34 protein-coding genes and 1 pseudogene are annotated in these 25,891 nt (G+C 72.6%); 30 read left to right on the top strand and 5 right to left on the bottom strand.

Going from position 1 to position 25,891, the window contains the following annotated elements; translation table 11 throughout:
- The first annotated feature begins 81 nt into the window (after positions 1-81).
- From N8N77_RS08835 to N8N77_RS08700, 29 genes and pseudogenes are all read left to right on the top strand, one after another.
- Positions 82-951 carry a flagellin gene (locus tag N8N77_RS08835; RefSeq protein ID WP_261166322.1) on the top strand — a complete coding sequence of 290 codons (870 nt, stop codon included), beginning with the start codon at positions 82-84 and terminating at the stop codon, positions 949-951.
- Positions 952-1,032: 81 nt separating this feature from the next.
- Positions 1,033-2,421, top strand: a complete 1,389-nt coding sequence (gene fliD, locus N8N77_RS08830; protein WP_261166320.1) for a flagellar filament capping protein FliD — start codon at positions 1,033-1,035, stop codon at positions 2,419-2,421.
- A complete protein-coding gene (fliS, locus tag N8N77_RS08825; protein WP_261166319.1) occupies positions 2,418-2,846 on the top strand; it encodes a flagellar export chaperone FliS in 429 nt (142 codons plus the stop codon). Before fliD ends, fliS begins: the two co-directional genes overlap by 4 nt.
- Positions 2,839-3,111, top strand: a complete 273-nt coding sequence (locus N8N77_RS08820) for a hypothetical protein (RefSeq protein ID WP_261166318.1) — start codon at positions 2,839-2,841, stop codon at positions 3,109-3,111. The genes fliS and N8N77_RS08820 overlap by 8 nt, the downstream gene beginning before the upstream one ends.
- 115 nt (positions 3,112-3,226) lie before the next feature.
- The gene (locus tag N8N77_RS08815) at positions 3,227-3,571 is read left to right on the top strand and encodes a flagellar basal body protein (protein WP_261166317.1); all 345 of its coding nucleotides are present in this window, start codon (positions 3,227-3,229) and stop codon (positions 3,569-3,571) included.
- A 10-nt stretch (positions 3,572-3,581) separates the two neighbouring features.
- A complete protein-coding gene (locus tag N8N77_RS08810) occupies positions 3,582-3,974 on the top strand; it encodes a flagellar basal body rod protein FlgC (RefSeq protein WP_261166315.1) in 393 nt (130 codons plus the stop codon).
- Positions 3,974-4,276, top strand: a complete 303-nt coding sequence (gene fliE, locus N8N77_RS08805) for a flagellar hook-basal body complex protein FliE (RefSeq protein ID WP_261166313.1) — start codon at positions 3,974-3,976, stop codon at positions 4,274-4,276. Before N8N77_RS08810 ends, fliE begins: the two co-directional genes overlap by 1 nt.
- A complete protein-coding gene (fliF, locus tag N8N77_RS08800) occupies positions 4,276-5,913 on the top strand; it encodes a flagellar basal-body MS-ring/collar protein FliF (RefSeq protein ID WP_261166311.1) in 1,638 nt (545 codons plus the stop codon). The genes fliE and fliF overlap by 1 nt, the downstream gene beginning before the upstream one ends.
- Positions 5,910-6,914, top strand: coding sequence for a flagellar motor switch protein FliG (gene fliG / locus N8N77_RS08795; protein ID WP_261166309.1), 1,005 nt, complete (start codon positions 5,910-5,912; stop codon positions 6,912-6,914). Before fliF ends, fliG begins: the two co-directional genes overlap by 4 nt.
- Positions 6,904-7,536: a FliH/SctL family protein gene (locus N8N77_RS08790; RefSeq protein ID WP_261166308.1), complete on the top strand. Its 633-nt coding sequence runs from the start codon at positions 6,904-6,906 to the stop codon at positions 7,534-7,536. Before fliG ends, N8N77_RS08790 begins: the two co-directional genes overlap by 11 nt.
- Positions 7,533-8,825 (top strand): FliI/YscN family ATPase, encoded by a 1,293-nt coding sequence (locus tag N8N77_RS08785; RefSeq protein WP_261166307.1) that lies wholly within the window; start codon positions 7,533-7,535, stop codon positions 8,823-8,825. The genes N8N77_RS08790 and N8N77_RS08785 overlap by 4 nt, the downstream gene beginning before the upstream one ends.
- On the top strand, positions 8,822-9,262 hold the full coding sequence (locus N8N77_RS08780) for a hypothetical protein (protein ID WP_261166304.1): 441 nt from the start codon (positions 8,822-8,824) through the stop codon (positions 9,260-9,262). Before N8N77_RS08785 ends, N8N77_RS08780 begins: the two co-directional genes overlap by 4 nt.
- A complete protein-coding gene (locus N8N77_RS08775) occupies positions 9,259-9,981 on the top strand; it encodes a C40 family peptidase (protein WP_261166302.1) in 723 nt (240 codons plus the stop codon). Before N8N77_RS08780 ends, N8N77_RS08775 begins: the two co-directional genes overlap by 4 nt.
- Positions 9,978-11,093, top strand: a pseudogene (locus N8N77_RS13455) (flagellar hook-length control protein FliK); the annotation flags it as partial. The gene N8N77_RS08775 and the pseudogene N8N77_RS13455, both read left to right, overlap by 4 nt.
- A 322-nt stretch (positions 11,094-11,415) precedes the next feature.
- The gene (locus N8N77_RS08770; protein ID WP_261166300.1) at positions 11,416-11,826 is read left to right on the top strand and encodes a flagellar hook capping FlgD N-terminal domain-containing protein; all 411 of its coding nucleotides are present in this window, start codon (positions 11,416-11,418) and stop codon (positions 11,824-11,826) included.
- Positions 11,827-11,850: 24 nt separating this feature from the next.
- Positions 11,851-13,011, top strand: coding sequence for a flagellar hook protein FlgE (locus N8N77_RS08765; RefSeq protein ID WP_261166298.1), 1,161 nt, complete (start codon positions 11,851-11,853; stop codon positions 13,009-13,011).
- 199 nt (positions 13,012-13,210) lie between these two features.
- Complete coding sequence (locus N8N77_RS08760; RefSeq protein ID WP_261166296.1) at positions 13,211-13,441, top strand: flagellar FlbD family protein; 231 nt, start codon at positions 13,211-13,213, stop codon at positions 13,439-13,441.
- Entirely contained in the window at positions 13,441-14,241 is an 801-nt protein-coding gene (locus tag N8N77_RS08755) for a motility protein A (protein WP_261166294.1), read from the top strand. Before N8N77_RS08760 ends, N8N77_RS08755 begins: the two co-directional genes overlap by 1 nt.
- Positions 14,238-15,059: a flagellar motor protein MotB gene (locus N8N77_RS08750; protein ID WP_261166291.1), complete on the top strand. Its 822-nt coding sequence runs from the start codon at positions 14,238-14,240 to the stop codon at positions 15,057-15,059. Before N8N77_RS08755 ends, N8N77_RS08750 begins: the two co-directional genes overlap by 4 nt.
- 96 nt (positions 15,060-15,155) lie before the next feature.
- The gene (locus tag N8N77_RS08745; RefSeq protein WP_261166289.1) at positions 15,156-16,100 is read left to right on the top strand and encodes a flagellar motor switch protein FliM; all 945 of its coding nucleotides are present in this window, start codon (positions 15,156-15,158) and stop codon (positions 16,098-16,100) included.
- On the top strand, positions 16,097-16,753 hold the full coding sequence (gene fliN, locus N8N77_RS08740; RefSeq protein ID WP_261166287.1) for a flagellar motor switch protein FliN: 657 nt from the start codon (positions 16,097-16,099) through the stop codon (positions 16,751-16,753). Before N8N77_RS08745 ends, fliN begins: the two co-directional genes overlap by 4 nt.
- A gap of 49 nt (positions 16,754-16,802) precedes the next feature.
- Positions 16,803-17,195, top strand: a complete 393-nt coding sequence (locus tag N8N77_RS08735; protein ID WP_261166285.1) for a flagellar biosynthetic protein FliO — start codon at positions 16,803-16,805, stop codon at positions 17,193-17,195.
- Entirely contained in the window at positions 17,156-17,857 is a 702-nt protein-coding gene (gene fliP, locus N8N77_RS08730; RefSeq protein ID WP_396652818.1) for a flagellar type III secretion system pore protein FliP, read from the top strand. The genes N8N77_RS08735 and fliP overlap by 40 nt, the downstream gene beginning before the upstream one ends.
- A complete protein-coding gene (fliQ, locus tag N8N77_RS08725; RefSeq protein ID WP_261166281.1) occupies positions 17,854-18,129 on the top strand; it encodes a flagellar biosynthesis protein FliQ in 276 nt (91 codons plus the stop codon). The genes fliP and fliQ overlap by 4 nt, the downstream gene beginning before the upstream one ends.
- Position 18,130: 1 nt before the next feature.
- The gene (locus N8N77_RS08720) at positions 18,131-18,892 is read left to right on the top strand and encodes a flagellar biosynthetic protein FliR (RefSeq protein ID WP_261166279.1); all 762 of its coding nucleotides are present in this window, start codon (positions 18,131-18,133) and stop codon (positions 18,890-18,892) included.
- A complete protein-coding gene (locus tag N8N77_RS08715; protein ID WP_261166277.1) occupies positions 18,889-19,992 on the top strand; it encodes a flagellar biosynthesis protein FlhB in 1,104 nt (367 codons plus the stop codon). Before N8N77_RS08720 ends, N8N77_RS08715 begins: the two co-directional genes overlap by 4 nt.
- The gene (locus tag N8N77_RS08710; protein WP_261166275.1) at positions 19,989-22,028 is read left to right on the top strand and encodes a flagellar biosynthesis protein FlhA; all 2,040 of its coding nucleotides are present in this window, start codon (positions 19,989-19,991) and stop codon (positions 22,026-22,028) included. Before N8N77_RS08715 ends, N8N77_RS08710 begins: the two co-directional genes overlap by 4 nt.
- 47 nt (positions 22,029-22,075) lie before the next feature.
- Complete coding sequence (csrA, locus tag N8N77_RS08705; protein ID WP_261166273.1) at positions 22,076-22,309, top strand: carbon storage regulator CsrA; 234 nt, start codon at positions 22,076-22,078, stop codon at positions 22,307-22,309.
- A gap of 36 nt (positions 22,310-22,345) precedes the next feature.
- Positions 22,346-22,747 carry a hypothetical protein gene (locus N8N77_RS08700; protein WP_261166272.1) on the top strand — a complete coding sequence of 134 codons (402 nt, stop codon included), beginning with the start codon at positions 22,346-22,348 and terminating at the stop codon, positions 22,745-22,747.
- Here N8N77_RS08700 and N8N77_RS08695 read toward each other — a convergent pair.
- The 3 genes from N8N77_RS08695 to N8N77_RS08685 form a co-directional block, all read right to left on the bottom strand.
- On the bottom strand, positions 22,663-23,154 hold the full coding sequence (locus N8N77_RS08695) for a DUF2809 domain-containing protein (RefSeq protein WP_261166271.1): 492 nt from the start codon (positions 23,152-23,154) through the stop codon (positions 22,663-22,665). The genes N8N77_RS08700 and N8N77_RS08695 overlap by 85 nt on opposite strands.
- Entirely contained in the window at positions 23,151-23,720 is a 570-nt protein-coding gene (locus N8N77_RS08690; protein ID WP_261166269.1) for a mismatch-specific DNA-glycosylase, read from the bottom strand. The genes N8N77_RS08695 and N8N77_RS08690 overlap by 4 nt, the downstream gene beginning before the upstream one ends.
- Positions 23,721-23,804: 84 nt before the next feature.
- Entirely contained in the window at positions 23,805-24,032 is a 228-nt protein-coding gene (locus tag N8N77_RS08685) for a hypothetical protein (protein WP_261166267.1), read from the bottom strand.
- A gap of 140 nt (positions 24,033-24,172) precedes the next feature.
- On the opposite strand from N8N77_RS08685, the gene N8N77_RS08680 reads away from it, so the two are divergent.
- Entirely contained in the window at positions 24,173-24,334 is a 162-nt protein-coding gene (locus N8N77_RS08680) for a hypothetical protein (protein ID WP_261166266.1), read from the top strand.
- Here the strand turns inward: N8N77_RS08680 and N8N77_RS08675 are convergent.
- Together N8N77_RS08675 and N8N77_RS08670 are read right to left on the bottom strand one after the other, a co-directional pair.
- On the bottom strand, positions 24,315-25,022 hold the full coding sequence (locus N8N77_RS08675; protein ID WP_261166264.1) for a UdgX family uracil-DNA binding protein: 708 nt from the start codon (positions 25,020-25,022) through the stop codon (positions 24,315-24,317). The genes N8N77_RS08680 and N8N77_RS08675 overlap by 20 nt on opposite strands.
- 8 nt (positions 25,023-25,030) lie before the next feature.
- Positions 25,031-25,891 (bottom strand): Rieske 2Fe-2S domain-containing protein, encoded by an 861-nt coding sequence (locus N8N77_RS08670; protein WP_261166262.1) that lies wholly within the window; start codon positions 25,889-25,891, stop codon positions 25,031-25,033.

Below are 25,891 nucleotides of genomic sequence, written 5' to 3'. Positions count from 1 at the left end.
CGCCGCGGCGGGCGCTGCCGATAGATCTGCACGGAGCTCACGGACGGGCTCCGCAACACCACCCAGTCACGGAGGAACACCATGGGTATGCAGATCAACACCAACGTGTCGGCGCTCAACGCCTACCGCAACCTGTCCAACACGCAGAACGACCTGTCCAAGTCGCTCGAGAAGCTCTCGAGCGGCCTGCGGATCAACCGCGCGGCGGACGACGCGGCCGGTCTCGCGATCTCCGAGGGCCTGCGCTCGCAGGTCAACGGCCTGAACGTGGCCGCCCGCAACGCCCAGGACGGCATCTCGGTCATCCAGACCGCGGAAGGCGCCCTGACGGAGGTCCACTCCATCCTGCAGCGCATGCGCGACCTCGCGGTGCAGGCGGGTAACGACTCCAACAACGCCGAGTCGCGCGACGCCATCGCGAAGGAGGCGACCCAGCTGTCGTCCGAGCTCGGCCGCATCGCCGACTCGACGAACTTCAACGGCATCAGCCTGCTCCAGGGCGGCGAGCTGTCGTTCCAGGTGGGCGCCGACGGCGACGCGGCGTCGCAGATCAGCGTCACGCTTGCCGACCTGCAGACGGCGCTGGACGGCGTCGTCGACATCGTCTACGCCGACGCTGCCGCGGGCACGCCGGGTACCGCGACGATGGAGGTTGCTTTCGGCAACGCCGACCAGGCGGCCGCTGCGATCAGCGCGATCGACACCGCGATCACGGCGATCTCGTCGTCGCGCGCGGACCTCGGTGCGCAGCAGAACCGCTTCGAGTCGACCATCAACAGCCTCAACGTGTCGGCCGAGAACCTCTCGGCTGCGGAGAGCCGCATCCGCGACACCGACATGGCCGCCGAGATGGTCAAGTACACCGCCGCGAACATCCTGTCGCAGGCCGGCACCGCCATGCTCGCGCAGGCGAACCAGTCGACGCAGGGCGTGCTGCAGCTGCTGCAGTGATCCGGCTGACCGCCCGGGCGAGACGCGGCCTCCGCTCTCGCCCGGGCGGTCCCCTCCATCCCCCCGAACCCGGAAGGCGACATGTCACTCTCGCTCGACGGACTGGCGTCCGGACTGGACACCACCGCCATGATCGACGCCCTCATGGACGTTCAGGCGATCCCCCGCAACCTGCTCAAGGCCAAGGCCGACGACAAGGAAGTCGTCATCAGCCACCTGCAGACGCTGAACACGTCGCTGCAGGATCTGCTGACGAAGGCGACCGCCGCGAAGAAGGCCGACGCACTCGCCGCGTACAGCGCCACGAGCTCCAGCGACGCCGTCTCGGTCACCGCGTCCGCAGGGGCATCGGCCGCCCGCATGGACATCGTCGTCGACCGGGTCGCCACCGCCCACACCGTCGTCACCGCGGCCCTGACCGAGTGGCCCGAACAGCCGCCGACCCTCACGCTCGTCGACGCCGAGGGCAATCAGACCGAGATCGTGGCGAGCGGCACCTCGCTCACGGAGGTCGCCGCCGCCATCAACAAGGCGGGGGTTCCCGTCACGGCGCAGGTGGTCTCGGCCGGCGTCGATGCGAACGGCGACCCGCTGCACCGTCTCCAGCTTGTCGCCACCGCGACCGGCACCGCCGGCGCGTTCCAGATCTACCGGGGCGACGCCGCCGCCGTGGACGCGGGCACGGCCACCGATCTCGCCACCGAGGCGGGCGCCGCCGTGGTGACCCAGGCCCAGGACGCGCAGGTGCGGCTCTGGGCGGGGACGGCGGCCGAGCAGGTCGTGACGTCGTCCTCCAACACCTTCGACGAGCTCATGCCAGGCATCGACGTGACGGTGTCGAAGGCGACCACCGAGCCCGTCACCGTGTCGGTGAGCGCCGACACCGCCGCCAGCGCCAAGACCGCGAAGTCGTTCGTGGACGCCATCGCCGCCATCCTGAAGCGGATCGACGAGGGCTCCAAGGCCACCGTGGCGGGGTCGACCGGCGAAACGACCACGCTCGGGGTGTACACGGGCGACAGCACCGTGCGTGCGCTGCGTCGCTCGCTCGGCGAGGCCGTGCAGCACCCGGTGGGCGGTGTGTCGCCGTCGTCCATCGGCGTCTCGGTCGACCGCTACGGTGTGCTCACCTTCGACGCGGAGAAGTTCGAGGCGGCCCTGGCCGACGACCCGGCGCTCGTCGAGGGCGTCTTCACGGGGATCGCCGAGCGCGTCGAGACGGTCGCCACGCAGTACTCCGACCGCTACGACGGCCTGCTCACCTCGCGCATCACGGGCCAGGAGAGCGAGGTCGACGCGCTCGAGGACCAGATCGAGCGCTGGGACCTCCGCCTCGAGCAGCGTCGCGCCACGCTGGAGCGCACCTACGCGAGCCTCGAGACGATGCTGTCGCAGATGCAGTCGCAGCAGCAGTACCTCAGCTCGCAGCTGTCCGCGCTGCCGAGCTACGGCAAGGGGAACAACCGATGACCGCATTCGCCCAGCGGGCGCGCGTGGCGCAGCTGCGCGCCGCCCAGCAGCGCTATCAGACCGACGCCGTGCTCTCGGCCACGCCCGAGCGCCTCGTCACGATGCTCTACGACCGCCTGCTGCTCGATGTCGAGCGCGCGGAGGCGGCACAGCTGGCCGGCGACTGGCAGGAGGCGGCGACGCAGCTCGTACACGCCCAGGCGATCGTCGCAGAGCTGAACGCGTCGCTCGCCGACACGTGGGATGGCAGCGCGTCGCTGCGGGCGCTCTACGTGCACCTGACCACCACGCTGATCGGCGCGAACGTCGGGCGCGACCCGCAGCGCACGCGGCAGTGCCGCGAACTCATCGCTCCGCTGCGCGACGCCTGGCACGGGGCCGCGCAGGCGATGACCGCTCCCACGCCGGTGCCCGCGCGTGCCTGACCGCGACGCGATGCGGGAGTGGGAGGCGCTCCTCGACCGCTTCGAACGCGACCTCGCCGACGACGCACCGACGGCCCCGTGGGAGCGGCCGGCCTCGGATCTGCCGCCGGCGCTCGAGCAGCGCGCCCGCCGGGTGCTCGAGTCCCAGCGCCGGCGGATCGCGACGCTCGCGCAGGAGCGCGACGCGGCCCTCGCGCAGCTGACCGCGCTGCGTCGCGTGCCGTCGCCCGAGGGTCGCCCCGCGTACGTCGATCTGGACGGCTGAGAACCCGCGCCTAACGCGCGGCGCGCGCCTGCCGATAGAGCAGGGTGAGCACGGATCGCTCGACCCTCAGGCCACGGATAGGCCGGACAGCTGCTATCGAAGGGCTCCCGTCCTCGTGTTCGACTCGGTCACCCTCAGCGCGCTCACGAGCGCGCTCGACGGCCTGTCGCAGCGTCAGCGCGCCATCGCCGACAACATCGCGAACGTCAACACCCCCGGCTATCACGCCAAGCGTGTGCAATTCGAAGACGCCCTCGCCGCGTCCGTCGCCGAGGGTTCCGGCGTCGTGGAGCCGACCACCGCCGAGTCGCTCGAGCCCACGCGGCTGAACGGCAACAACGTCAACCTCGACACCGAGACGCTGTCGAACATCGACACGGTCCTGCGGTACCAGTTCGCCAGCCAGGCCATCGGCGGCTCGTTCACCGGCGTGCGCACCGCCCTGCGCACCAGCTCGTGAGGAGGCATCCGTGACCTTCGACGCCATCGGCATCGCCGGCACGGGGCTGACCGTGCACCGGAAGTGGCTCGACGCCCTCAGCGACAACATCGCCAACATCAACAACGCCTCCTCCACCGACGAGGCGGCGTTCCAGGAGCGCTACGTGATGGTCGAGAAGGACGCCGCGAACCCGGGCGTGTACGTCGCGGGCATCGCCTACGGCGACGCGGAGGGTCGCGTGGTCCATGAGCCCGGGCACCCGCTCGCCGACGAGGACGGCTACGTGCGCTACCCCGACATCAACCTGGGCGACCAGATGAGCCAGCTGATCCTGGCCCAGCGGGGTTACCAGGCGAGCGCCGCGGTGGTGGACCGCGCGAAGACGACGTACGAGGCGGCCCTGCAGATCGGACGGTCCTGATGCCCCCCATCGACGCCATCGACTCCCTGTCGGGCGCCGCCGACGCGCTGCTGCCGCAGCCGACCACCCCCGCCACGGACGGCAGCGCGTTCGCCGAGTCGGTGACGGGGGCGGTCGACGAGCTGGCGCGACTGCAGTCCACCTCGAACGAGCTCGCCGTCGCCGCCGTGACCGGCGACCTGGACGACATCCACTCGGCGATGATCGCCTCCACACGCGCCTCGGTCACCCTTGAACTGGTCGCGGCCGTGCGCAACAAGGGCGTCGACGCCTTCAACGAGATCATGAGGATGCAGGCCTGATGCCTCAGGCGGTCACCGGGTTCTTCGGGCGGATCGGGCGGGCGATCTCGAGCTTCACGATCGCCCAGCGCACGATCGCGATCATCGGCGTGGCCGTGCTCGCGCTCGGCGCGGTGGCGCTCGCGAGCTGGCTCACGCGGCCGCAGTATGCCCCGCTGTTCACCGGTCTCACCGCCACGGACGCCAGCGCCGTGGTCGAGCAGCTCGAGACCGCCGGCGTGCCGTACGAGCTCGCCGACGGCGGCGCCACCGTGCTCGTGCCGCAGCAGGACGTGTACGACCAGCGCCTCGCCGCCGCCGCGTCGGGCCTGCCGGGCGACGGCACGAACGGCTACACCCTGCTGGATGACATGGGCGTGACGACGAGCGAGTTCCAGCAGTCGGTCACCTACAAGCGCGCGATCGAGGGCGAGCTGGCGCGCACCATCTCATCGATGGACGGCGTGAACGCCGCGTCGGTGCAGCTGGCGATCCCCGAGGAGAGCGTGTTCGTCTCCGAGACCGTGGACCCGACCGCCTCCGTCTTCGTGGAGACGCGGTCCGGCTCGACGCTGACCCGCGATCAGGTGGAGGCGATCGTCCACCTGACCTCCGCGGCCATCAGCGGCATGTCGCCCGAGAACGTCGCCGTGATCGACCAGGCCGGCGAGACGCTGTCCGCCGTGGGCACCGGCACCGCCGGTGGCGTGGACGACCAGGCCTCGGACTACGAGGCCAAGGTGGCCGCGAACATCCAGGAGATGATGGACCGCGTGGTCGGCGCGGGCAACGCCACCGTCACCGTGGCCGCGGAGGTCTCCAACGCCACGAGCGAGCGGGTGGACGAGACCTTCACCACACCGGAAGACGCGCTCCCCGACACGGAGGAGACCCGGACCGAGACGTACACCGGCACCGGCGGCGGCACGGGCGTGCTGGGTCCCGACAACATCGCGGTGCCCGACGGCCAGGGCGGCGGCACGTACGAGTCCACCGAGACCCTCGTCGACAACAACGTCAACAAGAGCACCGAGCGCATCACGACGCCGGCGGGAGGAATCGAGCGCCAGACCATCTCGGTCGCCGTGGACGAGGAGGCCGCCGCCGGTCTCGACGTCGGACAGCTCGAGGATCTGGTGGCCACGGCCGCCGGCCTCAACGCCGAGCGCGGCGACGAGGTCACCGTCGCGACGATGCCGTTCAGCACCGCCGACGCCGAGGCCGCCCAGGCGGCGCTCGATCAGGCGCGCGAGGCCGAGGAGGCGCAGCGGATGGACGCGCTGCTGCGCACCGCCGCGATCGCCGTCGCCATCGCCCTCCCGCTGCTGATCGGCGTGATCATCCTCGCCGTGCGCCTGCGCCGCCGCCGCGGCGCCGAGGAGGCCGAGCCGCTGGCGGCCCTCGACGCGACCCCGACCCTGCTGCTCACCCCGCAGGAGACCCCGGAGCCCCCGACCATGCCGGTTCCGACGCCGCAGATCGAGACGTCGCCGACCGTGCCGCTCGGCCTCGACATCGATCCGGAGCCGGAGGCGCCCGAACCCGATCAGATCGCCCTCGAGCGCCACCGCATCGAGCTCGAGTCGCTCGCGCGCCGCGATCCGCAGAAGACCGCCGAGGCCCTGCGGGCGATGATCGGCGAGGAGGTGCACGCGTGAGCACGCTGACGGGCACGCAGAAGGCGGCCGTCGTGCTCATGAATCTCGACCGCGCCCGCGCGGTGGAGGTGATGAAGCACCTCACCGAGACCGAGGCGGAGGAGGTCGCCGCCGAGATCATCCGCATGCGGCAGCCCGACGCCGCCACCACCGCCCGCGCCCTGCGCGAGTTCCACCGCCTCGCGCAGGGGCATCTGCCGCCCGGGCGCGGCGGCCGCGATGTCGCCGCGTCGCTGCTGGAGGCGTCGTTCGGCGCCGATCGAGCCGCCGGCGTGCTCACGCGCGTGAGCTCGACGATGGCGGGCACGTCGCTGGAGTTCCTCAACGCCGCCGATCCCGAGCAGCTGGCGACGCTGCTGGAGGGCGAGCTGCCGCAGACCATCGCGCTGATCCTCGCGCACCTGCGCACGAGCCACGCGGCCAACGTGCTCGCCGCCCTGCCCGATCCGCTGCGCACGGACGTCGCGCAGTCGATCGCCACCATGGGCTCGGCCACGCAGGAGGCCATCGCCGTCGTCGCCGACACGATGCGCTCGCGCACCGGCGTCTTCGCCATGCGGGAGGGCTCCGAGGCGGTGGGCGGCGTGCAGCCGCTCGTGGAGATCATCAACCGCTCGGACGCGACCATCGAGAAGGCGTTGCTCGAGAGCATCGACGAGCGCGACACCGCGCTCGCCGAGGAGATCCGCTCCCGCATGGTCACGTTCGCCGACATCGTCAAGCTCGAGGACCGCGACGCCCAGCGGGTGCTGCGCGGGGTCGACATCCGCACGCTGGCTCTGGCGCTGAAGGGCGTGAACCAGGCCATCGCCGACGTGATCCGCAAGAACGTCTCGGAACGCAATCGCGAGGTGCTGGACGAGGAGATCCGCATCATGGGGCCCGTGCGCGTCTCGCAGGTCGAGGAGGCGAGGGCCGAGATCGTCCGGACCATTCGTTCGCTCGCCGCCGCGGGCGAGATCACCGTGCACCGCTCGGATGAGGACGAGTATGTCTACTGACGCGTCGTCGTTCACCTCGGCGGTGTTCCCCCGGATCGACCGGCACGGGGCCGAGCGGGAGCGCGAGTTCGAGGCGGCCCGGATCCGCGGCTACGCGGCCGGCCATGCCGCCGGCATGCGTGCGGCGAATGAGGCCGTCGCCATCATCCGGGAGGAGCTCGCGCACGAGCGTCAGCAGGAGCGCATCGCGGCCGAGCGTCGCATCGGTCAGGCCCTCGTCGCGCTCGACGCCGCGGTGACGGCGCTCGCCGAGCGCGAGCGCGAGCTCGTCGAGGCCGGGTGCCGCACACTCGAGCGGCTCGCGGTGGAGCTGGCAGAGGCGGTGGTGGGACGAGAGCTCAGCATGGCGGACGACGCCGCGGCACTCGCCCTGCATCGTGCACTGTCCGAGGTGGGCGCGGCGGACGTGCGCGCGCTGCGCCTGAACCCCATCGACCTCGAGACGCTGCGCGGCGCCGGCGCGGCGCCCGAAGGCGTCGCGCTCGTGGCGGATCCCACCCTCGCCCGCGGCGATGCCGTGGCGACGCTGCCCGAGGGCCTCGTGGACGCCCGCATCGCCACCGCCTTCGAGCGCGCTCGCCGCGCCCTCGAGGACGGCGACCGGTCGGAGGCCCTGACGTGAGCTGGGACGCGGTGCTGGAAGCGGTGCGGCCCGAGCGGATCGGCGCCGTGTCGCAGGTGCGGGGGCTCGCCGTGGAGGTGCGCGGGCTGGACAGCGCCGTCGGTGACCTCGTCACCCTCGGCGACGGCATCGCTGCGGAGGTGGTGGCCACGGGCACGGACGGCGCACGGTGTATGCCGCTGTCCGCCGTGAGCGGGCTCACGGCGGGTGCGCCGGCGCGCGCGGCGGGCGGCCCGCTTCGCGTGCCCACCGGCCGGGCGCTGCGCGGTCGTGTGCTCGACGGGCTCGGCCGCCCGATCGACGGGAAGGGCCCGGTCGATGCGCCGCGGGTCACGCTCGACAACGATCCCCCGGCGGCCATGGACCGCGCGCGCATCGACATGCCGCTGTCGCTGGGCGTGCGTGCGATCGACACGCTCGCGACGGTGGGGCGCGGCCAGCGTCTCGGCCTGTTCGCGGGATCGGGCGTCGGCAAGTCGTCGCTGCTTTCCATGATCGCGCGCGGCACGGAGGCCGAGGTGGCCGTGATCGCCCTCGTCGGCGAACGCGGCCGCGAGGTGCGCGAGTTCCTCGAGGACGACCTGGGGCCGGAGGGCCTGGCGCGCTCGGTCGTCGTCGTGGCGACGTCGGATCAGCCGGCGATGGCCCGCCTGCGCGCCGCCTTCACGGCGACCCGCATCGCCGAGGGCTTTCGCGACGAGGGCGCGCATGCCGTGCTCATGATGGACTCCCTCACGCGCGTGGCGATGGCCCAGCGCGAGATCGGACTGTCGGCGGGCGAGCCTCCGGCCACGCGCGGGTACCCGCCCTCCACGTTCTCGGTGCTGGCGCGGCTGCTGGAGCGCGCCGGCACCGGCAGCCGAGGGTCGGTCACGGGTCTCTACACCGTGCTCGTCGACGGCGACGACCACAACGAGCCCATCGCGGACGCGGCCCGGTCGATCCTCGACGGGCACATCGTCCTCGACCGGGCGCTGGCGGTGACCGGCCATCACCCCGCGATCGACGTGCTCGGGTCCATCTCGCGCGTGGCCTCCAAGGTGACGACGGTCGATCAGCGGCGCCTGGCGACGCAGCTGCGCACCGTCATGGCCGCCCGCCGGAGCGCGAAGGACCTGCTCGACATCGGCGCCTACCAGCCGGGCGCCGACCCGCGCGTGGACGCCGCCGTCGCGCACGAGCGGGGCATCACGGCTTTCCTCACCCAGGCCCTCGACGAGTCGTGCCCCGCCCCCGAGGCGTGGCGGCGGCTCGAGGGACTCGTGTCGTCGTTCGGAGACCTGTCATGAGCGAACGGTTCCCCCTTGCCGGACTGCTGCGGCTGCGCGGCGTGCAGGAGCGCGCCGCCGCCGAGCGCCTCTCGCGCGCCTCCATTGCGGCGCGGCAGGCCGAGGCCAGCGAGCGCCGCACGCGCGCCGCGCTCGCGGGTGCGCCGGACGCGGCCGTGGACGTGCGCTCCCTCACCGCCATCGCCGCCTCGCGCGCGGCGGCGCGGGCGCAGCTGAGCGAGCTCTCGCTGCTGAGCGACGCGCGACGCGAGGCCGAGGAGGAGGCCCGCCGCGCGCACGCCGACGCCAAGCGTCGCGCCCGCGGGCTCGAGAAGCTCGAGGCCGCTCACACCGAGCGGGAGCGGCGGCGCGAGCTGCACGCGGAGCAGACCGCGCTGGACGAGATCGCGACGGGGCGCTGGGCGGCGTCCGACACGCCTCGGGAGGGAGCAGCATGAGCATCACCGCCATCACGGAGCGGATCGGCGCCATTCAGTCCGCCATCCAGGAGCTGAGCACGCCGGCGGCGACCTCGACCGCCGCCGCGACCGCGGCGCCCGCCACGACCTTCGCCTCCGGCGCCGGCGCGGCCGACTTCGGCACGGTGCTGAATGCGCTCTCGGGCGCCGCGCCCGGCGGGACGACGGGCGGCGTGACGGGGTCCGACATCGTCGCCCAGGCGAAGACGTACCTTGGCGTGCCATACGTCTTCGGCGGCGAGGACGAGACCGGCATGGACTGCTCGGGCCTCGTGCAGCGCGTGCTGGCCGACCTCGGCATCGACGCGCCGCGCGTGGTGCAGGACCAGGCCGACATCGGCGTGGAGGTGCCCTCGCTCGATCAGGCGCAGCCCGGCGACCTCATCGTCACCAAGGGCGAGGGACACATCGTCATCTACGCCGGAGACGGCAAGATCATCCACGCGCCGCGACCGGGCAAGGACGTGCAGCTCGTCGACAACTACCTCTCCCCCGACGAGATCTCCACCATCCGCCGCGTCGCCACCGCCGCGGAGCCCGCCGCCCTGCTCCCGGGCGCCGTGGTTCCGGCCGCCGCCGCGGCGCCGGCCTCGACGATCACACAGGCCGAGCTGCTCACGGCGATGCAGAGCCTGTTCGCCACACAGCAGACGGGCCTGTCGTCGTCGCTCGGGCTGCTGACGGGAGCGCTCTCGTGAGTCTGATCGGGCTCCTCACCGCCGCCGCCCCGGCCGCGCCCTCCGGGCGCGCAGGGGCGGGCCGGCACGCGCACGAGGGCTTCGCCGCGGCACTGGCCGCCGTCGGGGCCGAGGCGGCCGCGCCCGCCGAGGGGGCGGCCGCCTCGGTGGACGCCGCGGCCGCGGCGGCGCCCCCTCCTGCCCCCGCGGGGCAGCTCGCCCCGGACGCGGCCGCCGAGCCTCCGGGGACCGGAACCGACGCGAACGCGGACGCCGCCGGCCCGGAGAACGACTCCACCGCCGCGGAGACGGCCGTCCTTCCCGCGGGCGAGGCGTCGGCGCCCACGCCCGTGCCCCCGCCGATACCGGGCCCGGCGCCGGCTCCCGCCGCCGGGCGAGCGGGCGCCGAGCCGGCCGCCGCCGAGGCACGGGTCGCCGCGGCCGGCGCGCCGCGACCGGCACACGCCACGACCGCTCCCCACGCCGCCTCCGCGCCGCAGGCGCCGGCCCCGACCGCACCCGCCGCGGGGGCCCTTTCCGCGGCGGCCGCCGTGGCGGCCGAGGCCTCCGAGCCGGTCGCCGCGCAGCCGTCGAGCGCCGTGCGGGCGGTGGCCTCCCGCGCGACCGCCGACGCCGCGCGCGCGGCCGGCCCCCGGCCCGGCCCGCTCCCGGCTGCCCCGACCGGGGCCGACCCGGCGCGCCTGGCCGCCTCGGCGGGATCCGCGTTCGCGTCCCCCGCGGACGACGCCCCCGCGGCGACCGCGTTCGCGGCCCGTGTCGCGGCGCCGACCCCCACGGAGCCCACGACCGATGGGCAACCGGCTCCTTCCCCCGACCTGCCGGCCACGGCGGCCGGGTCCAACCCGGTCGAGGTGCGTGCCGCCGCCGCGCCGCCCACGATTGCGACGCCCCCGCGTACGGCGCCGCCGCTCGCACCCCAGCTCGCCCCGCAGCTCGTCGCCCTCGCGCGCGCCGGCGACGGCACCCACGAGGTGACGATCACGGTCTCGCCGGAGGACATCGGCCCCGTCACCGTGCGGGCGCGCATCAGCGGCGACGTCATGCGCATCGAGCTGTTCGCCCCGTCCGAGGCGGGCCGCGATGCGATCCGCCACATCCTCTCCGACCTGCGTCGCGATCTCGCCATCGCCGCCCCGCACGCCACCCTCGGCCTGTCGGCGGACGACGCCGGAGCCGGCACGGCGGGGGGTCAGAGCGGCCACGGCGGCCAGGGCGGCCAGGCCGCCGCGCAGTCGGGCGCCGACGCCGGGTCGTTGCGCGACGGCGCCGCGCGAGACGGCGCCGGCCGCGACGAGGCCCCCGCCCACGAGACCGAGGCTGATCTCGGATGCCGGCCGCCGGCGCCCCGCGAGCGAGCCGTCGCCGCCTGCCCCTCCCGCGTTCCCCGTCCCCGCCGCCACGTCGTTCGACGTGCTCGCCTGATCGGAAGGCCCCATGCCCACCGTCGAACCCGTCGCCGCCACCGGTCTGTACACCGGGTCCACCCTCCCCACCGAGCGCAAGCAGACGCTGGACTCCGAGGTGTTCCTGCAGCTGCTCGTCGCGCAACTGCAGAACCAGGACCCGTCCTCACCCATGGACACGAACGAGATGATCTCGCAGAGCACGCAGCTGGCCATGATGGAGCAGCTCACGGCCCTGTCGACGACATCGACGGAGGCGTTCGCGCTCACGATGCGTCAGGCGGCCACCGAGCTCGTGGGCCGCACGGCGTCGTACATCGACGCCGACGACAAGACCCAGACGGGCGTGGTCACCTCCGTCTCCTTCGCCGAGGGCACCCCAGAGGTGTTCTTCGGCGATGTCTCCGTGCCGCTCGACGCCGTCTCCGGCGTCGTCTCCTGATCCCCCACACCGAAGGAAGGCAACATGCTCCGCTCCCTCTACTCCGGCATCTCGGGCATGCGCTCGCACCAGACGATGCTCGACGTCACCGGCAACAACATCGCCAACGTCAACACCACCGGGTTCAAGGCCTCATCGGTGGAGTTCCAGGACACGCTCTCGCAGCTGGTCCAGAACTCGACGCTCCCGCAGGCCGACACCGGCGGCAGCAACCCCGCACAGGTCGGCCTCGGCGTGCAGGTGGCCGCGATCACGACCAACTTCGCCCAGGGTGCCGCCCAGCGCACCGGCGTGCCCACCCACCTCATGATCGGCGGCGACGGCTTCTTCGTCACCCGCAACGGCGGCGAGACCGCCTACACCCGCAACGGCGCCTTCCTGTTCGACGCGCAGGGGCGCCTGGTGACCGCGGACGGCTCGTTCGTGCAGGGCTGGACGGCGCAGGACGGCGCGATCGTGCCGGGATCGCCGCTGGGGAACATCACGCTTCCCGTCGGCGCGGTCTCCCCCGCCGTCGCCACGACCACGGCCGAGGTCACCGGCAACCTCCCGTCCGACACGGCGGTGGGCGAGGAGCTCGTGCGCGACGTGACGGTCTACGACGCGCAGGGCGCGGCCGACACCCTGACCCTGACGTTCACGCGCACGGCGGGGGGCTGGGACGTGACGACCGATGGCGGCGCGACCACAAGCCTGACCTTCACGGACGGGCAGCTCACCGGCGGCGGCACCCTCACGGCCGGCCCCATCACCATCGACCTCTCGTCCGTCACCGGCTACGCGGAGCTGTCGACGATCGCCATCTCGGAGCAGAACGGCCGCGCCGCCGGCACCCTGCAGTCCTACTCGCTCTCGGGTGACGGCAGCCTGGTCGGCACGTTCGACAACGGCGCGACCGCCGTGCTCGCGCGCGTCGCACTGGCGACCTTCGTCAACCCGACGGGCCTCGAAAAGGCCGGCTCCTCGCAGTACCGTCCCACGGTCAACTCCGGGGAGGCCGTCATCGGTGAGCCCGGCGCCGACGGCATGGGGGCGCTCATCAGCGGCGCGCTGGAGATGTCGAACGTCGACCTCTCGCAGGAGTTCACGAACCTCATCGTCGCGCAGCGTGGGTTCCAGGCGAACGCACGCATGATCACGACCAGTGACGAGGTGCTGCAGGAGCTCACCAACCTCAAGCGCTGACTCTCGGGACCCCCGCCCACCATCGCCGTCCCGCCCCCGCGACAGGAGGGCTCGCCGCGTCGCCGCGCGAGCCCTCCTGTTCCGTCTTCGGGGCATCGCCTTACCGGGCGCCCCGTGCGGCCGACAGTGGTACCCGACGGACCAGGACGGGCCGTCTGGCGACCCAGGAGGGGTCGCTCGCAGTTTCCAGGATGGAGCCATGATCGTCGTCACGCGCCTGAACCGCACCCGGTTCGCCGTGAATCCGGACCTCATCGAGCGGATTCACGAGTCGCCGGACACCACTCTGGTCATGGTCGACGGAGCCACCTTCGTCGTCCTGGAACCCATGTCCGAGGTCATCGAGCGGATCGCCGCGTTCCGCGCCCGCGTGCTCGCCTCCGCGGCCGACGTGCGCCGCTCCGGTGACGTGACCGGAGTGATCAGCTGATGGATCTCGCCTTCCTCATCGGCCTCGTCGTCGCGTTCGGCTCGCTGTACGCGATGATCACGCTCGAGCACGCGAGCCTGGCCGCACTGTTCCTGCCCGCCCCGATGATCCTCGTCTTCGGCGGCACCATCGCGATCGGGATCGCCAGCGGCACGATGCGTGACGCGATCGCGGCGTTCAAGGCCCTGCCGCGCGCGATCCGGGGAGACCGCCGTACGGCGTCCGAGATGATCGAGCAGATCGTCGGCTACGCCGAGAAGGCGCGAGCGGAGGGGCTCCTGTCGCTCGAGCAGCTCGTTCCCGAGACCGACGACCCCTTCATGCGCCAGGCGCTGCAGAGTATCGCCGACGGAACCGACGCCGAGGAGCTGCGGATCGTCCTCGAGGACGAGATCGCCTCGACCGCGGCGCGCAACCGCACGGCGTCGCGGTTCTTCATGACCCTCGGCGGCTACGCGCCGACCGTCGGCATCATCGGCACGGTCGTCTCGCTCACCCACGTGCTCGAGCAGCTGGACACGCCCGACACGCTCGGCCCCATGATCGCCGCGGCGTTCGTCGCGACCCTGTGGGGCCTGCTCTCCGCCAACTTCATGTGGCTGCCGATCGGCAACCGCCTGCAGCGGCTCGCCGAGCTGGAACTCGAGCGCATGACGCTCGTGATGGAGGGCATGCTCGCGGTGCAGGCGGGCGGTCCGCCGCATCACGTCGCCGAGCGCCTGCAGGCTCTTGTGTCCGACCGCAAGGCGCCCGCGCAGGCGGAGCGCGCGGAGCTGCCGGAGTCGATCGAGGCGGCATGAGCGTGCGGCGCGGGGGCCGCCGCCGCGCGGCCGATCATTCCTCGGGGGGCCACGACGGCCCGGACGAGCGCTGGATGGCGTCGTACCTCGACATGATCACGGTGCTCATGTGCCTGTTCATCGTGCTCTACGCCATGTCGAGCGTCGACCAGCAGAAGTTCGACCAGCTGCGGGATTCGCTCGCGACGGGCTTCGGCCAGGAGCCGAGCGAGCAGGTCGATCTCAGCACCGGGCTCGTCCTGCCGCCCGAGCTCGAGGCGGAGGACGACGGCGCCGCCGCCGACCCCGCCCTGCTGGCGGCGCAGAAGGAGGTGGAGAGCCTGCAGGAGCTGCGCGAGCGCATGCAGAGCGCGCTCGACGCGCGCGGGCTGGGCGACACCGCCGAGTTCGTCATCGACGACCGGGGACTGACCGTCGGGCTGATCGGGGCCGAGACGTTCTTCGAGACCAACAGCGTCGAGCTGAGCGAGAAGGCCGTCGCCGTGCTCGACGCGCTGGGTACCGTGCTCGTCGAGGTGCCGAACGAGATCTCGGTCGAGGGCCACGCCGACCGTCGCCCCACCAGCGCCATCTACGAGACGAACTGGGAGCTCTCCTCCGGCCGCGCCACGCAGGTGCTGCGTCACCTGGTGGAGGTCGGGCGGGTGCGCGGGGATCACATCCAGGCCGTGGGCTACGGCGACGCACGGCCCGTCGCGGGAGGCGACTCGCCCGAGGACCTGGCCCGCAACCGCCGCGTCGACATCGTCGTGCTCTCCGACGCGGAAGAGGAGGTGCGCGCCCTCATCCCCGACATCGTGGCCGGCCAGTCGAGCTGAGCCACCACCGGATCGAGACCGCGATCCGCCGCGTCGTCGCAACCCGAAAGCCGGCGACGCCTAACGCCCGTCCCCACGCGCCCGATAGTCCGGGTCGTGGTGATCGACGTGCGCGCGAACGCGCCCGCCCAGGGCGAGACGGACCAGACGGTCGAGGTGTACGACTTCGGCCGCCCGGCGACCCTCGCACGCGAGCACGCCCGCGCCCTCGAGCTGTCGTTCGAGACCTTCGCACGCCTGTGGTCCACCCAGCTCACCGACAAGATCCGCGCGCGATCGCACGTCACGGTCGAGCAGGTCGAACTGCTGACCTACCGCGAGTACGCCGACGGTTTGCCGTCGACGACGACGGTCGTGGTGTGCGCCGTGCCCGAGAGCGAGGCGAGCGGGATCGTGCAGTTCCCGCTGTCGGCGGCGTTGTCGTGGATCGTGCAGATGGTGGGAGGGCGCCCCGTCGAGGTGACCGATGAGCGGCCGCTGACGACCATCGAGCAGGCGCTCATCCGGTACCTGATGTCGGACGCGCTGGAGACGCTTTCCCACGCGCTCGGCCCGATGATGCCGGGCCGCCTGTCGGTGAGCGGCATCCAGTACAGCCCGCAGTTCGCGCAGCTCGCCTCAGCCGCCGACCTCGTCATCGTGGCGCGCCTGTCACTGAGCACGGGCGACCGCACCGTGCCGGCGAGCGTGATGCTGCCCGCGGCTCTCGTGCTGGAGCGCCTGAGCAGCGCCGCTCCCGTCATGCCCGCCGACCTCGCGGCCGACCTGCTGCACCAGCAGGTCGAGCACTCCCCGCTCGAGCTCGCCCTGCAGCTCACGCCGGTGTCGGTACGCCCGACCGACGTGCTCGACCTGTCGGTGGGCGATCTCATCCGCCTCCCGCATGCCGACGACCGCCCGCTCGACCTCGTCGCGGGCGGCGTGCCCATCGCCACCGCAGCCGTCGGCGCGAGCGGCGCGCGGCTCGCCTGCGTCATCACGTCGGTGCCGTCCGATCCCGCGGCACCGTCCGATTCCGTCCCGTCAGAGGAGCCCAGGTGACCCCCACCGCCCACGAGTCCGCCGTCGCCGCCGCCTTCGCGTCGCGGATGCCCACGACCACCGAGATCAGCGCCCGCGCCTCGCAGGCCTCCGGCGACACCGGCGATGCGGTCATCGTGTCGTACGTCGGCGAGTCCAGTGCCGAGCTGGCCGTGCTCATCCTCGACCCCGCGGCCCTCGTCGACGGCGTGCCCGACGCCCCGCTGCCCGATCGGCTGCACGAGGCCCTCGACGCGGCCGCCGCCACCCTGGGGCCCGGCGTGGTGCGCGAGGCGCGCGTCGGCGACGCGTCGGCGCTGTTCTCGCATCCGCAGGCGCGGATCTTCGACCTGCAGGACGAGGCGGGGCGCACCGTCGGGCGGCTTGCGGTGCGCGTCACCCACACCGCCGCCGCCACCGGCGTGCCCTCACGCCGCCTCCAGCGCATCGCCGGCGTCGAGATGGAGCTGACCGTCGAGATCGGGCGCACCCGCATGGCCGTGCGCGACGTGCTCGACCTCTCCCCCGGCCGCGTCGTGGAGCTCGACCGCTCCGCGGGCGCTCCCGCCGACGTGAAGCTCAACGGGCGCCTCATCGCCCACGGCGAGATCGTGGTCGTCGACCAGGACTACGCCGTGCGGATCACGCGCATTCTCGAGAACGCCGAGGCCTGAGCTGGACGATCTGCTGCTCGCGCTGCGCGTCGCGGTCTCGCTCGCGGCGGTGCTCGGCGCGCTCTGGTATCTGCAGCGCCGCTTCTCGCGCGGCGCCAAGGTGCCGCGCGACATCGCGGTGGTCTCTCGGCAGGCGCTCGGCGGCAAGGCCCAGCTGATCGTCGTCGATGTGGAGGGCACGCGTTACGTGCTCGGCGTCACGGAGCAGGGCGTGAACGTCATCGACCGGATCCGCTCTCCGCACCAGATCACGGCGTCGGTCGAGGCGGCGAGCGCCGAACCGTCCGACGCCACCGGGGCCGAGGCGCCGGCGGCGGCCCTTCCCGACGGGCTCCCGCTGCGACGCGATCGCTCGCGCCGCCGCACCGACCCGCTGCACGGCTCCATCCTCTCGCCGTCGACCTGGCGACAGACCGCCGAGGCGCTGCGCCGCGCACGATGAACATCGACATCTACGGCGTCAACGGCGAACCGTCGTCGTCGATCCTCACGCTGCTCGGCATCACCCTCCTGTCGGTGGCGCCCGCCCTGCTGCTGATGACGACGTCGTTCACGAAGATCTTCGTCGTCCTCGCCCTGGCGCGCAACGCGCTGTCGCTGCCGTCGATCCCGCCGAACCAGGTGTTGGCCGGACTGTCGCTGTTCCTGTCGATCTTCATCATGTGGCCCGTGCTCACCGACATCAACGAGATCGCGGTGCAGCCGTACATCGATGGCGCGATGACCTTCCAGCAGGCGTTCGACGTGGGGCAGGGCCCGTTGCGCGAGTGGATGCTGGCCTACACGCGCGAGGAGGATCTCGCGCTCATGACCCGCGCGGCCGACCAGCCCAATCCCGACGACCCCGACAGCGTGCCGCTGTACACCCTCATCCCCGCGTTCATGATCTCGGAGTTGCGCGCGGCCTTCATCATCGGCTTCGTCATCTTCGTGCCGTTCCTCATCATCGACCTCGTCGTCGCCTCGGCGCTCATGGCGATGGGCATGATGATGCTGCCGCCCGTCATGATCTCGCTGCCGTTCAAGATCCTGCTGTTCATCCTGGTCGACGGCTGGGGCCTCATCATCCGCTCGCTGCTGGACTCGTACGGGGGTGTCGGATGAGCCCGGAGGCGGTGCTCGACATCGGCATGCAGGGCCTCATCCTGGCCACCAAGCTCGCCGCTCCCCTGCTCATCACGGCGCTCGTGGTGGGCTTTGCGATCTCGCTGCTGCAGTCGATCACGCAGGTGCAGGAGGTGACGCTTTCGTTCGTGCCCAAGGCCGTCGCGGTCGCGATCGCGCTGCTCGTGTGCGGGAACTGGATGATCGCGGAGTCGATCGCGTTCACGAACGAGATGTTCGCCCGCATCCCCTCGCTGCTGTCGGGCGGATGACGTGAACATCCCGGTGGACTTCGTGTGGCTGGAGGCCACGATGATGGCCGCCGTGCGCATCACGGCGTTCCTCTTCATCGCACCGCCGTTCTCGCACGGCGCCATCCCCGCCCGCATCAAGGCGATGCTCGCGATCGGCCTGGCGCTCGCCATCGGCGCGACGGTCGCCCCGGGCTATGAGAGCCTCGGCACGGCGGCGTTTCTCGGCGCTCTCGTGCTGCAGCTGCTCACGGGAGCGCTGCTCGGCTTCCTCGTGCTCGCGGTGTTCTCGGCGGTGCAGGCAGCGGGCAACCTCATCGACCTGTTCGGCGGATTCCAGCTGGCCCAGGCGTTCGACCCGCAGTCGATGGTCAACGGCGCGCAGTTCACGCGGCTGTTCCAGATGACGGCGATCGTGCTGCTGTTCGCCTCGGACGGCTATCAGCTCATCATCGCGGGCCTTGCCCGCAGCTTCGACGCCGTCCCCGTGGACGGGATGTTCGACATCTCCGGCCCCGCGGAGGCGATCACGGGCGTCGTCGGCCAGCTCATGCTCGCATCGCTGCAGATCGCCGGGCCGCTCGTGCTCGTGCTGTTTCTGGCCGACGCCGGCCTCGGGCTGATCACGCGCGTCGCACCGGCCCTGAACGCCTTCGCGCTGGGCTTCCCGCTCAAGATCATCCTCACGCTCGTGCTCGCCGGCATCGTCTTCCTCACCCTGCCGGGCATCGTCGACGCCCTCGCACGGCAGGCCCTGGGACTGATGCAGGGGGTGGCGCCGTGAGCGGATCGGACAGCGGCGAGCGCACCGAGAAGGCCACCGAGCGGCGACTGCGCGAGGCGCGGCGGAAGGGCCGCCTGTCCCGCAGCCAGGACCTCACCGCCTGGGTGGGGATCGCGGCGGCCGGCGCCCTCATGACCACGGCGATCGCCGACGGCGCCGAGGCCGGCACCGCCCAGCTGCTCGCGGTCGGCAGCATCACACGCGATCCCGATCCGCAGCGAGCGGTGGCGATCCTCGGCGACGCGCTCGGCTCGATGGGCGCAACGCTCGGGCCGCTCCTGGCGGCCGTGGTCATCGCCACCGTGATCGCCGCCGCAGCCCAGGGCGGCATCCACCTGCGTGGGGTGCCGATGCGCGTCGAGCAGTTCAACATCGTGACGGGCCTGCGGCGCGTGTTCGGCATGCAGGCGCTGTGGGAGGGCGCGAAGGCGCTGCTGAAGACCGCCGCCATCGGGGGCGCGCTCTGGCTCGTGATCGCCGGCCTCGTCCCGGCGCTCGCCGCGAGCGGCGGCACCTCGATCAGCCACCTGCTCTCCGAGGCCGCCGGCGCGACTGCCGCCGTGCTGTGGGTCGCCGTCGCGGTCGGCGTCGCGCTGGCGATCATCGATGTGATGGTCGTGATGCGCCGCAACACCAAGCACACGCGCATGACCAAGCGCGAGGCGCGCGACGAGAACAAGAACGCCGAGGGCGACCCGCTCATCCGCCAGCAGCGCCGTTCGCGGCAGCTGGCGATGAGCCGCAACCGCATGATCGCCGGGGTCGGCGGCAGCGACGTCGTGCTCGTCAACCCCACCCACGTCGCCGTGGCCCTCTCGTACGAGCCCGGGCGCTCCGCCCCACGCGTCGTGGCGAAGGGCGCGGGCACGATCGCCGAGCGCATCCGCGAGCGCGCCGCGGAAGCGGGCGTGCCGATGGTGCGCGACATCCCCCTCGCCCGCGCGGTCCACGCGGCCTGCGAGCTGGGGCAGGAGATCCCGCCCGAGCTGTACACCGCCGTGGCGCGCGTGCTCGTCTTCGTCGCGGCGCTCAAGCGCCGCGGCTCCGCCCGTGGCGTGCACACCATGCCCGATCCATCCACCGCAGGGAGACCCGCATGAGAACCGTCCTGAAGAGCCTGGCCGTGCCGATCGGGGTGGTCGGGATCATCATGCTGCTCGTGGTGCCGGTGCCTCCGCCGCTGCTCGACGTGCTGATCATCCTGAACATCATGTTCGCGCTCGTGATCCTGCTCACGACGATGTTCGCGAAGAAGCCCCTCGACTTCTCGGTGTTCCCGTCGCTGCTGCTCGTGGCCACGCTCTTCCGGCTCGGCCTCAACGTCGCGTCGACGCGCCTCGTGCTCGGCGAGGCGTACGCCGGCGAGGTGATCCACGCGTTCGGCGAGATCGCGATCGGCGGGTCGCTCATCATCGGCGCCGTCGTGTTCCTCATCCTCGTCGTCATCCAGTTCGTCGTCGTCACCAAGGGCGCCGAGCGCGTCGCCGAGGTGGGCGCGCGCTTCACGCTCGACGCCATGCCGGGAAAGCAGATGGCCATCGACGCCGACCTGAACGCCGGGCTCATCACCGACACCGAGGCGCGGGCCCGTCGCGCGGAGGTCGCCGCGGAGGCGGACTTCTACGGGGCGATGGACGGCGCGTCGAAGTTCGTCAAGGGCGACGCCATCGCGGGGCTGGTCATCATCATCATCAACTTCATCGGCGGGATCGCGATCGGCATGATCCAGCACGCCATGGCGATCGAGGAGGCGCTGGGCACGTACAGCCTCCTCACGATCGGCGACGGCCTCGTGACGCAGATCCCCGCGCTGCTCATGGCCGTCTCGACCGGCATGATCGTCACCCGCGCGAACACCGAGCACGAGATGGGTCAGGCCGCCTCGACGCAGCTCACCCAGTCGCGCGTCGCGCTGAGCATCGCCGGGGCGGCCGCCATCGTGATGGCGCTCATCCCCGGCATGCCGATGCTGCCGTTCCTCGCGATCGGCGCGGGCCTGCTGCTGGCGGCCCAGCGCATCAAGGCGGCCGAAGCCCGCCGTGAGGCCGAGGCCACGGACGTGGCCCCCGCCCGCCCGTCCGATCGCCCCGAGGATCTGTTGGAGCGGATGCGGGTGCATGCGCTGGAGATCCTGCTCGCTCCGAACCTCGTGGATCTCGTCACGGGCGGCCCGGACGACCTCCTCGCGCGCGTCAAGGCGCTGCGGCAGCGCATCGCCCTGGAGCTGGGATTCCTCGTGCCGCCCGTGCGCACGCGCGACAGCATCGATCTGCCGCCGTCCACCTACGTCATCCGCATCGCGGGCGTGGAGGCGGGGCGCGGCGTCGCGCCGCCGGCTTCGGTGCTCGCGCTCGGCGGGGCGCTCGAGACCCTGCCCGGCGAGACGACGCTCGACCCCGTCTTCGGGCTCGAGGGCAAGTGGATCCCGCTGGAGATGCGCCACAGCGCGGAGCTGGCCGGCGCGACGGTGATCGACCGTGCCAGCGTCATCGTGACGCACCTTTCCGACATCGTGCAGGCGGGCGCGGCACGCCTGCTCAGCCGCGAGGACGTGCGTCAGCTCACCGATGGCCTGCGCCAGGTGAGCCCGGCGGCCGTCGAGGAGCTGACGCCGGCCCTGCTTTCGCTCGCCGAGATCCAGCGCGTTCTCACGGGGCTGCTCGCCGAGCGGGTGCCCATCAACGACCTCGCGCGCATCTACGAGGCGCTCGCCCTGCGCGCGAAGGTGTCGACGGATCCCGAGGGCCTCATCGAAGCGGCCCGCGCCGCGCTCGGTCCCGCGATCGCCGCGCGCTTCGCGCAGGACGGCCGCCTGCGGGTGATCATGCTCGCGCCGCTGCTGGAACAGGCCATGCTGGAGGGCATGCGCTCCGGCGAGGACGGCACGCACATCGTGCTCGACCCGGCCCGGATCGAGCAGATCGTGCAGTCCGTGAAGGAGGCGGTCGCCGGGATCGACCCGTCGCTCGGCGAGCCGGTGATCGTATGCGCTCCGAATCTGCGGCCCGCCGTGCGGCGGCTCGTGTCGGCGCAGGCCGACGGCATCCCCGTGCTGTCGTACAACGAGGCCACGGCCGGCGGGCTGACGATCGACACGGTCGGCGTCGTCCGCGACGCCCAGTCCTTGACGGCGTGATCCGCCCGTCCTGACGATCGGCGCGCCCCGGCCGATAGTCTGGGGCGATGCTGGTGTTGACGAGGCGGATCGGCGAGAGCCTGCTCATCGGCGACGACGTCGAGGTGACCGTGCTCGACGTCAAGGGCGACAGCATCCGCATCGGGATCCGGGCCCCCCGGGAGACCCGCATCCAGCGCTCGGAGATCGTCGACGCGGTCCGCGCGGAGAACGCCCAGGCCGCGCACGCCGGTGACGACGCCGAGAAGGCCTTGCGGGACGCGCTCTCCGGCCGCGCCTGATCCGAAGGACCGCCGGAGGGCCGCTACGCTCGCGGCATGAGCGTCGTCCCCGGGTCCTGGATTCCGCACCGCCGCGCGAGCGATCGCGAGCTGCTCGGCTGGATTCGGCCGGAGGGCGAGGACTTCGTCGCGGTCTCGCTCTTCGGCGCGGACGTGTCGGGGCCGGTGGACTGGGTGACGGCGGAGGAAGCGCTGGAGCGCGTCGGGCTGTCGTGGCTCGCCGACGTGTGGGAGCTGGAACTGATGGGGCGGCCGATCCGCGTGCGGATCGTGGAGGTGTCGCCCGGCGAGAGCGCCGCCCGGCCCGGCCGCGTGCTCGTGAAGACCGACGACTTCGGGGCGATCGATGTGCCCTACACGCTCCACGAGCTGCCGTGGCCGCCCCCACCCGAGCTGCGGCCGGCCCGCCGCGGCTCGGACGCGTCGCCCTGGGGGTGACCCGCGAACCGTCCGCTTCGGAGGGCGGCGCCGATGTCGGCGACGACGAGCAACGCGACGGCCGCGAGGTACACGGCGAGGTCCCGGGGATCGAACGCCGTGCCCAGGAGCAGGACGGCGGGTCGAAAGGCCGAGGCCGCAGCGGCCGGCAGTGCCGTCAGCTGCAGCAACTCCACCGCGACGCACCAGCCGGCGGCGAACGCGCCCACCGCGGGGGCAGCGAGCCGCGGGGCCAGCAGCACGACCCCGAGGTACGCCGCGGCGGCATAGAGGGCGTCGCCCGCGATGTCGGTGGCCGACGTGTCCGGGAGGCCGCCGTGGACGAGCAGCCCGCACGCGATGACGATCACGAGGCCGACCGCCGCGAGGGCGCGGCGCCGCGTGCCGCGCGGGCGTGCGGCGGTCACGCGATCACCCCCGCGGCGCGAGCCGGCTCCGCGTAGGCCGCCGCGAGCGTGGCGACGGTGTCGTGCGCGTTGAGGCCGCTCGGATTGGGTACGACCCACAGCTCCGAGGGGCCGAGGCGCTCGGGCTGGCATCCCGCGGCAGCGCGCGGCCGGCGGAACCCGCGCCGGTAGGCGGTGAGCCCGACGACCGCGACAACCGGCGCATCCCAGCGCCGCGCGTCCGCCTCGAGCCGCTCGGCGCCCGCGATCAGCTCCTCGCGCGTGAGCTCGTCGGCGCGCGCCGTGGCGCGATGCACGAGATTCGAGATCCCGATCCCGGCATCGAGGAGCATCCGCCGGTCCGCCTCGATGAAGCCCTCGCGAGTGACCTCCGGCACCCGGGGCAGAACACCCGCCGCCGCGAGCGCGGGATAGAACCGGTTTCCCGGGTGGGCGAAGTGCGCCCCCGTCGCGGCGGTCCACAGCCCGGGGTTGATCCCGACGAACACCAACCGCGGCCGCTCGGGCATGAGGTCTTCCACGGCGCGGTCTCGATGCGCCTCCAGCTCGGCGCGGGTGAATCCCATGCCGACAGTCTGCGGGAGGCGGACCGGCGAATCGTTCGGCCGAGCGCGGTGTCGCGGCCCGATCCCGTGCTCAGGGAGTGCGGGTCACTGCTCCTCGGCGAGCCTTCGCGCGAGCATCTGCTTGCCCTGCTCGCCGGCCTTGCGGTTCTCGTGCTGGATCTTGCGGAACCAGGTGGCGAGCTCCTCGTCGCCCTCGCGATCCGCGTCCTCGATGTACGTCTCGAGCTTCCACACGTTGTGCAGCGAAGCCTCGAGCGCCCAGATGAGGTTGTAGTTCTTGTCGCGGACGGGGCTCTGCGGTTCGTCGGACATGATGACTCCTTCGTCGTGTCGTGCGGTTGGGCGCCACGCTAGGAGCGGGCGGCGCGCGATGCACGGGGGTGGCGCGTTCCGCGAACCTCGCCCATACTTGGCGCCCGATCACCGGAGCACCCCGTCGCGGCGCGGATCGGTTGAACGGTGACGATCCGGCGCCACACCCCGGCGTGTTCTCGGCGATCATCGACGACGTGAACCAGCCGAGCAACCCGGCACGCCTGCCGCAGCCCGTCGCGCCGCTCGAGGAATGGCTGGCGGGAAGCCCGCTCATCCACGTCACGTCTCGCGACGACTGAGCTGACGCACAGGACGCGACAAGCGGCGGAGGGTGCCTCCTCGCGAGAGGGCAACCTCGGCCGCGCGGCGCAGGTCGGCGGCGAGCCCGTCGAACGCGGCGCGACGCTCGGCGTCGTCGCGCACGCGCAGGATGCTCGACGGATGGGCCGTGACGACCGCCGCCGTTCCGGTCGGGTCGGAGCTTTCGAGAACCATGCCGCGCACCTCGCCGATCCTCACCGTCCGACCCAGCACGGCCCGGGCGGCGGTCGCGCCGAGCGCCACCACCACCGCGGGACGCACCGTCTCGAGCTCCGCCTCCAGCCACGGGCGGCAGGCCACCACGTGCCCGACGGCGGGCTTGGCGTGGATGCGGCGCTTCCCGCGCTGCTCGAAGCGGAAGTGCTTGACGGCGTTGGTGCGGTAGACGCGGTCGGCGTCGATGTCGGCGGCCGCCACGGCGTCGTCCAACAGTCGACCCGCCGGCCCGACGAAGGGCTCGCCCTCCTGGTCCTCCCGGTCGCCCGGCTGCTCGCCCACGAGCATCAGGCGCGCGTCGTCCGGGCCCCGCGAGAACACCGCCTGCGTCGCATCCCGCCACAGCTCGCAACCGCGGCAGTCGTGCACCGCGCGCCGCAGCGCCTCGAGGCCCCCGGCCTCCGGAACCCACTGCTCGGCTCCGGGCCGCTCGTCCTGGCGTTTCGCCATCGCGATCGTCAGGCCGACCGCAGCAGCACGCGGCCAGACTCGACCCGCGCCTCCCACCGCGGCTGCGGCACGCTGGCCGGACCGCGCTCGACGGCGCCGTCGCTGAGGCGGAAGCGACTGCCGTGCCAGGGGCAGGTGACGCAGCCCTCCTCGTCCAGCGTGCCCTCGTCGAGCGGTCCGCCCGCGTGCGAGCACACCGCCGAGATCGCGCGCAGCGAGCCGCGACGACGCGTCAGCAGCACCGGGACGTCGTCCACGAGCACGCGGCGCAGCTCGCCCTCCGCGATCTCCGACTCCGCCGCGACGTCGGTCCACTCCCCTGCACGGCCTTGGAAGGCGGTGTGGTTGACCCCGACGCCTCGCACGTACGACAGGTGTCCCCCGAGATAGGCGGAGACGCCGGCGATTCCCACGGCCACAAGGCTGAGCGCCACGCCGAGGCCGCGATGCCCGCGCCGGCGCGCGATCCATGATCCCGTCTGCAGCACCGACACGCCGGCGTTCATGAGGCCGTGGACGAGGCCGACCCTCCGGTCCTTGCCCGACGTCTCGGCCCAATCCGATGCGCCGGCAAGCGCCGTCGGCGCCGACGCGACGAGCCCCATTCCCACCAGTCGACGCGCGGCCGCCGCCCCCTCCTCGCCCGCCGTGAGGTCGAGGGCGGTGGCCGCTCCCCAGGCGCCGATCGGCAGGTCGGTGAGGATCGGGTGTAGCTGGTGGCCCAGCCACGACCCCGACAGCAGGTTCTTGACCGGAGCGGGGCGGGTGGCCGCCGACACCGAGCCGCTCGCGGGTCTCGCGATCGCGTCGATGCCGCGGAATCGCTCGATCCGGCGGATGAGGCGCTGCATGAGCGTGTTGATCGCCAT

Origin of the sequence: Microbacterium sp. Marseille-Q6965 (assembly GCF_946151065.1) — a bacterium.
In the GTDB taxonomy this organism is placed as follows: domain Bacteria; phylum Actinomycetota; class Actinomycetes; order Actinomycetales; family Microbacteriaceae; genus Microbacterium.
This window is presented reverse-complemented; position numbering and strand designations above follow the sequence as displayed.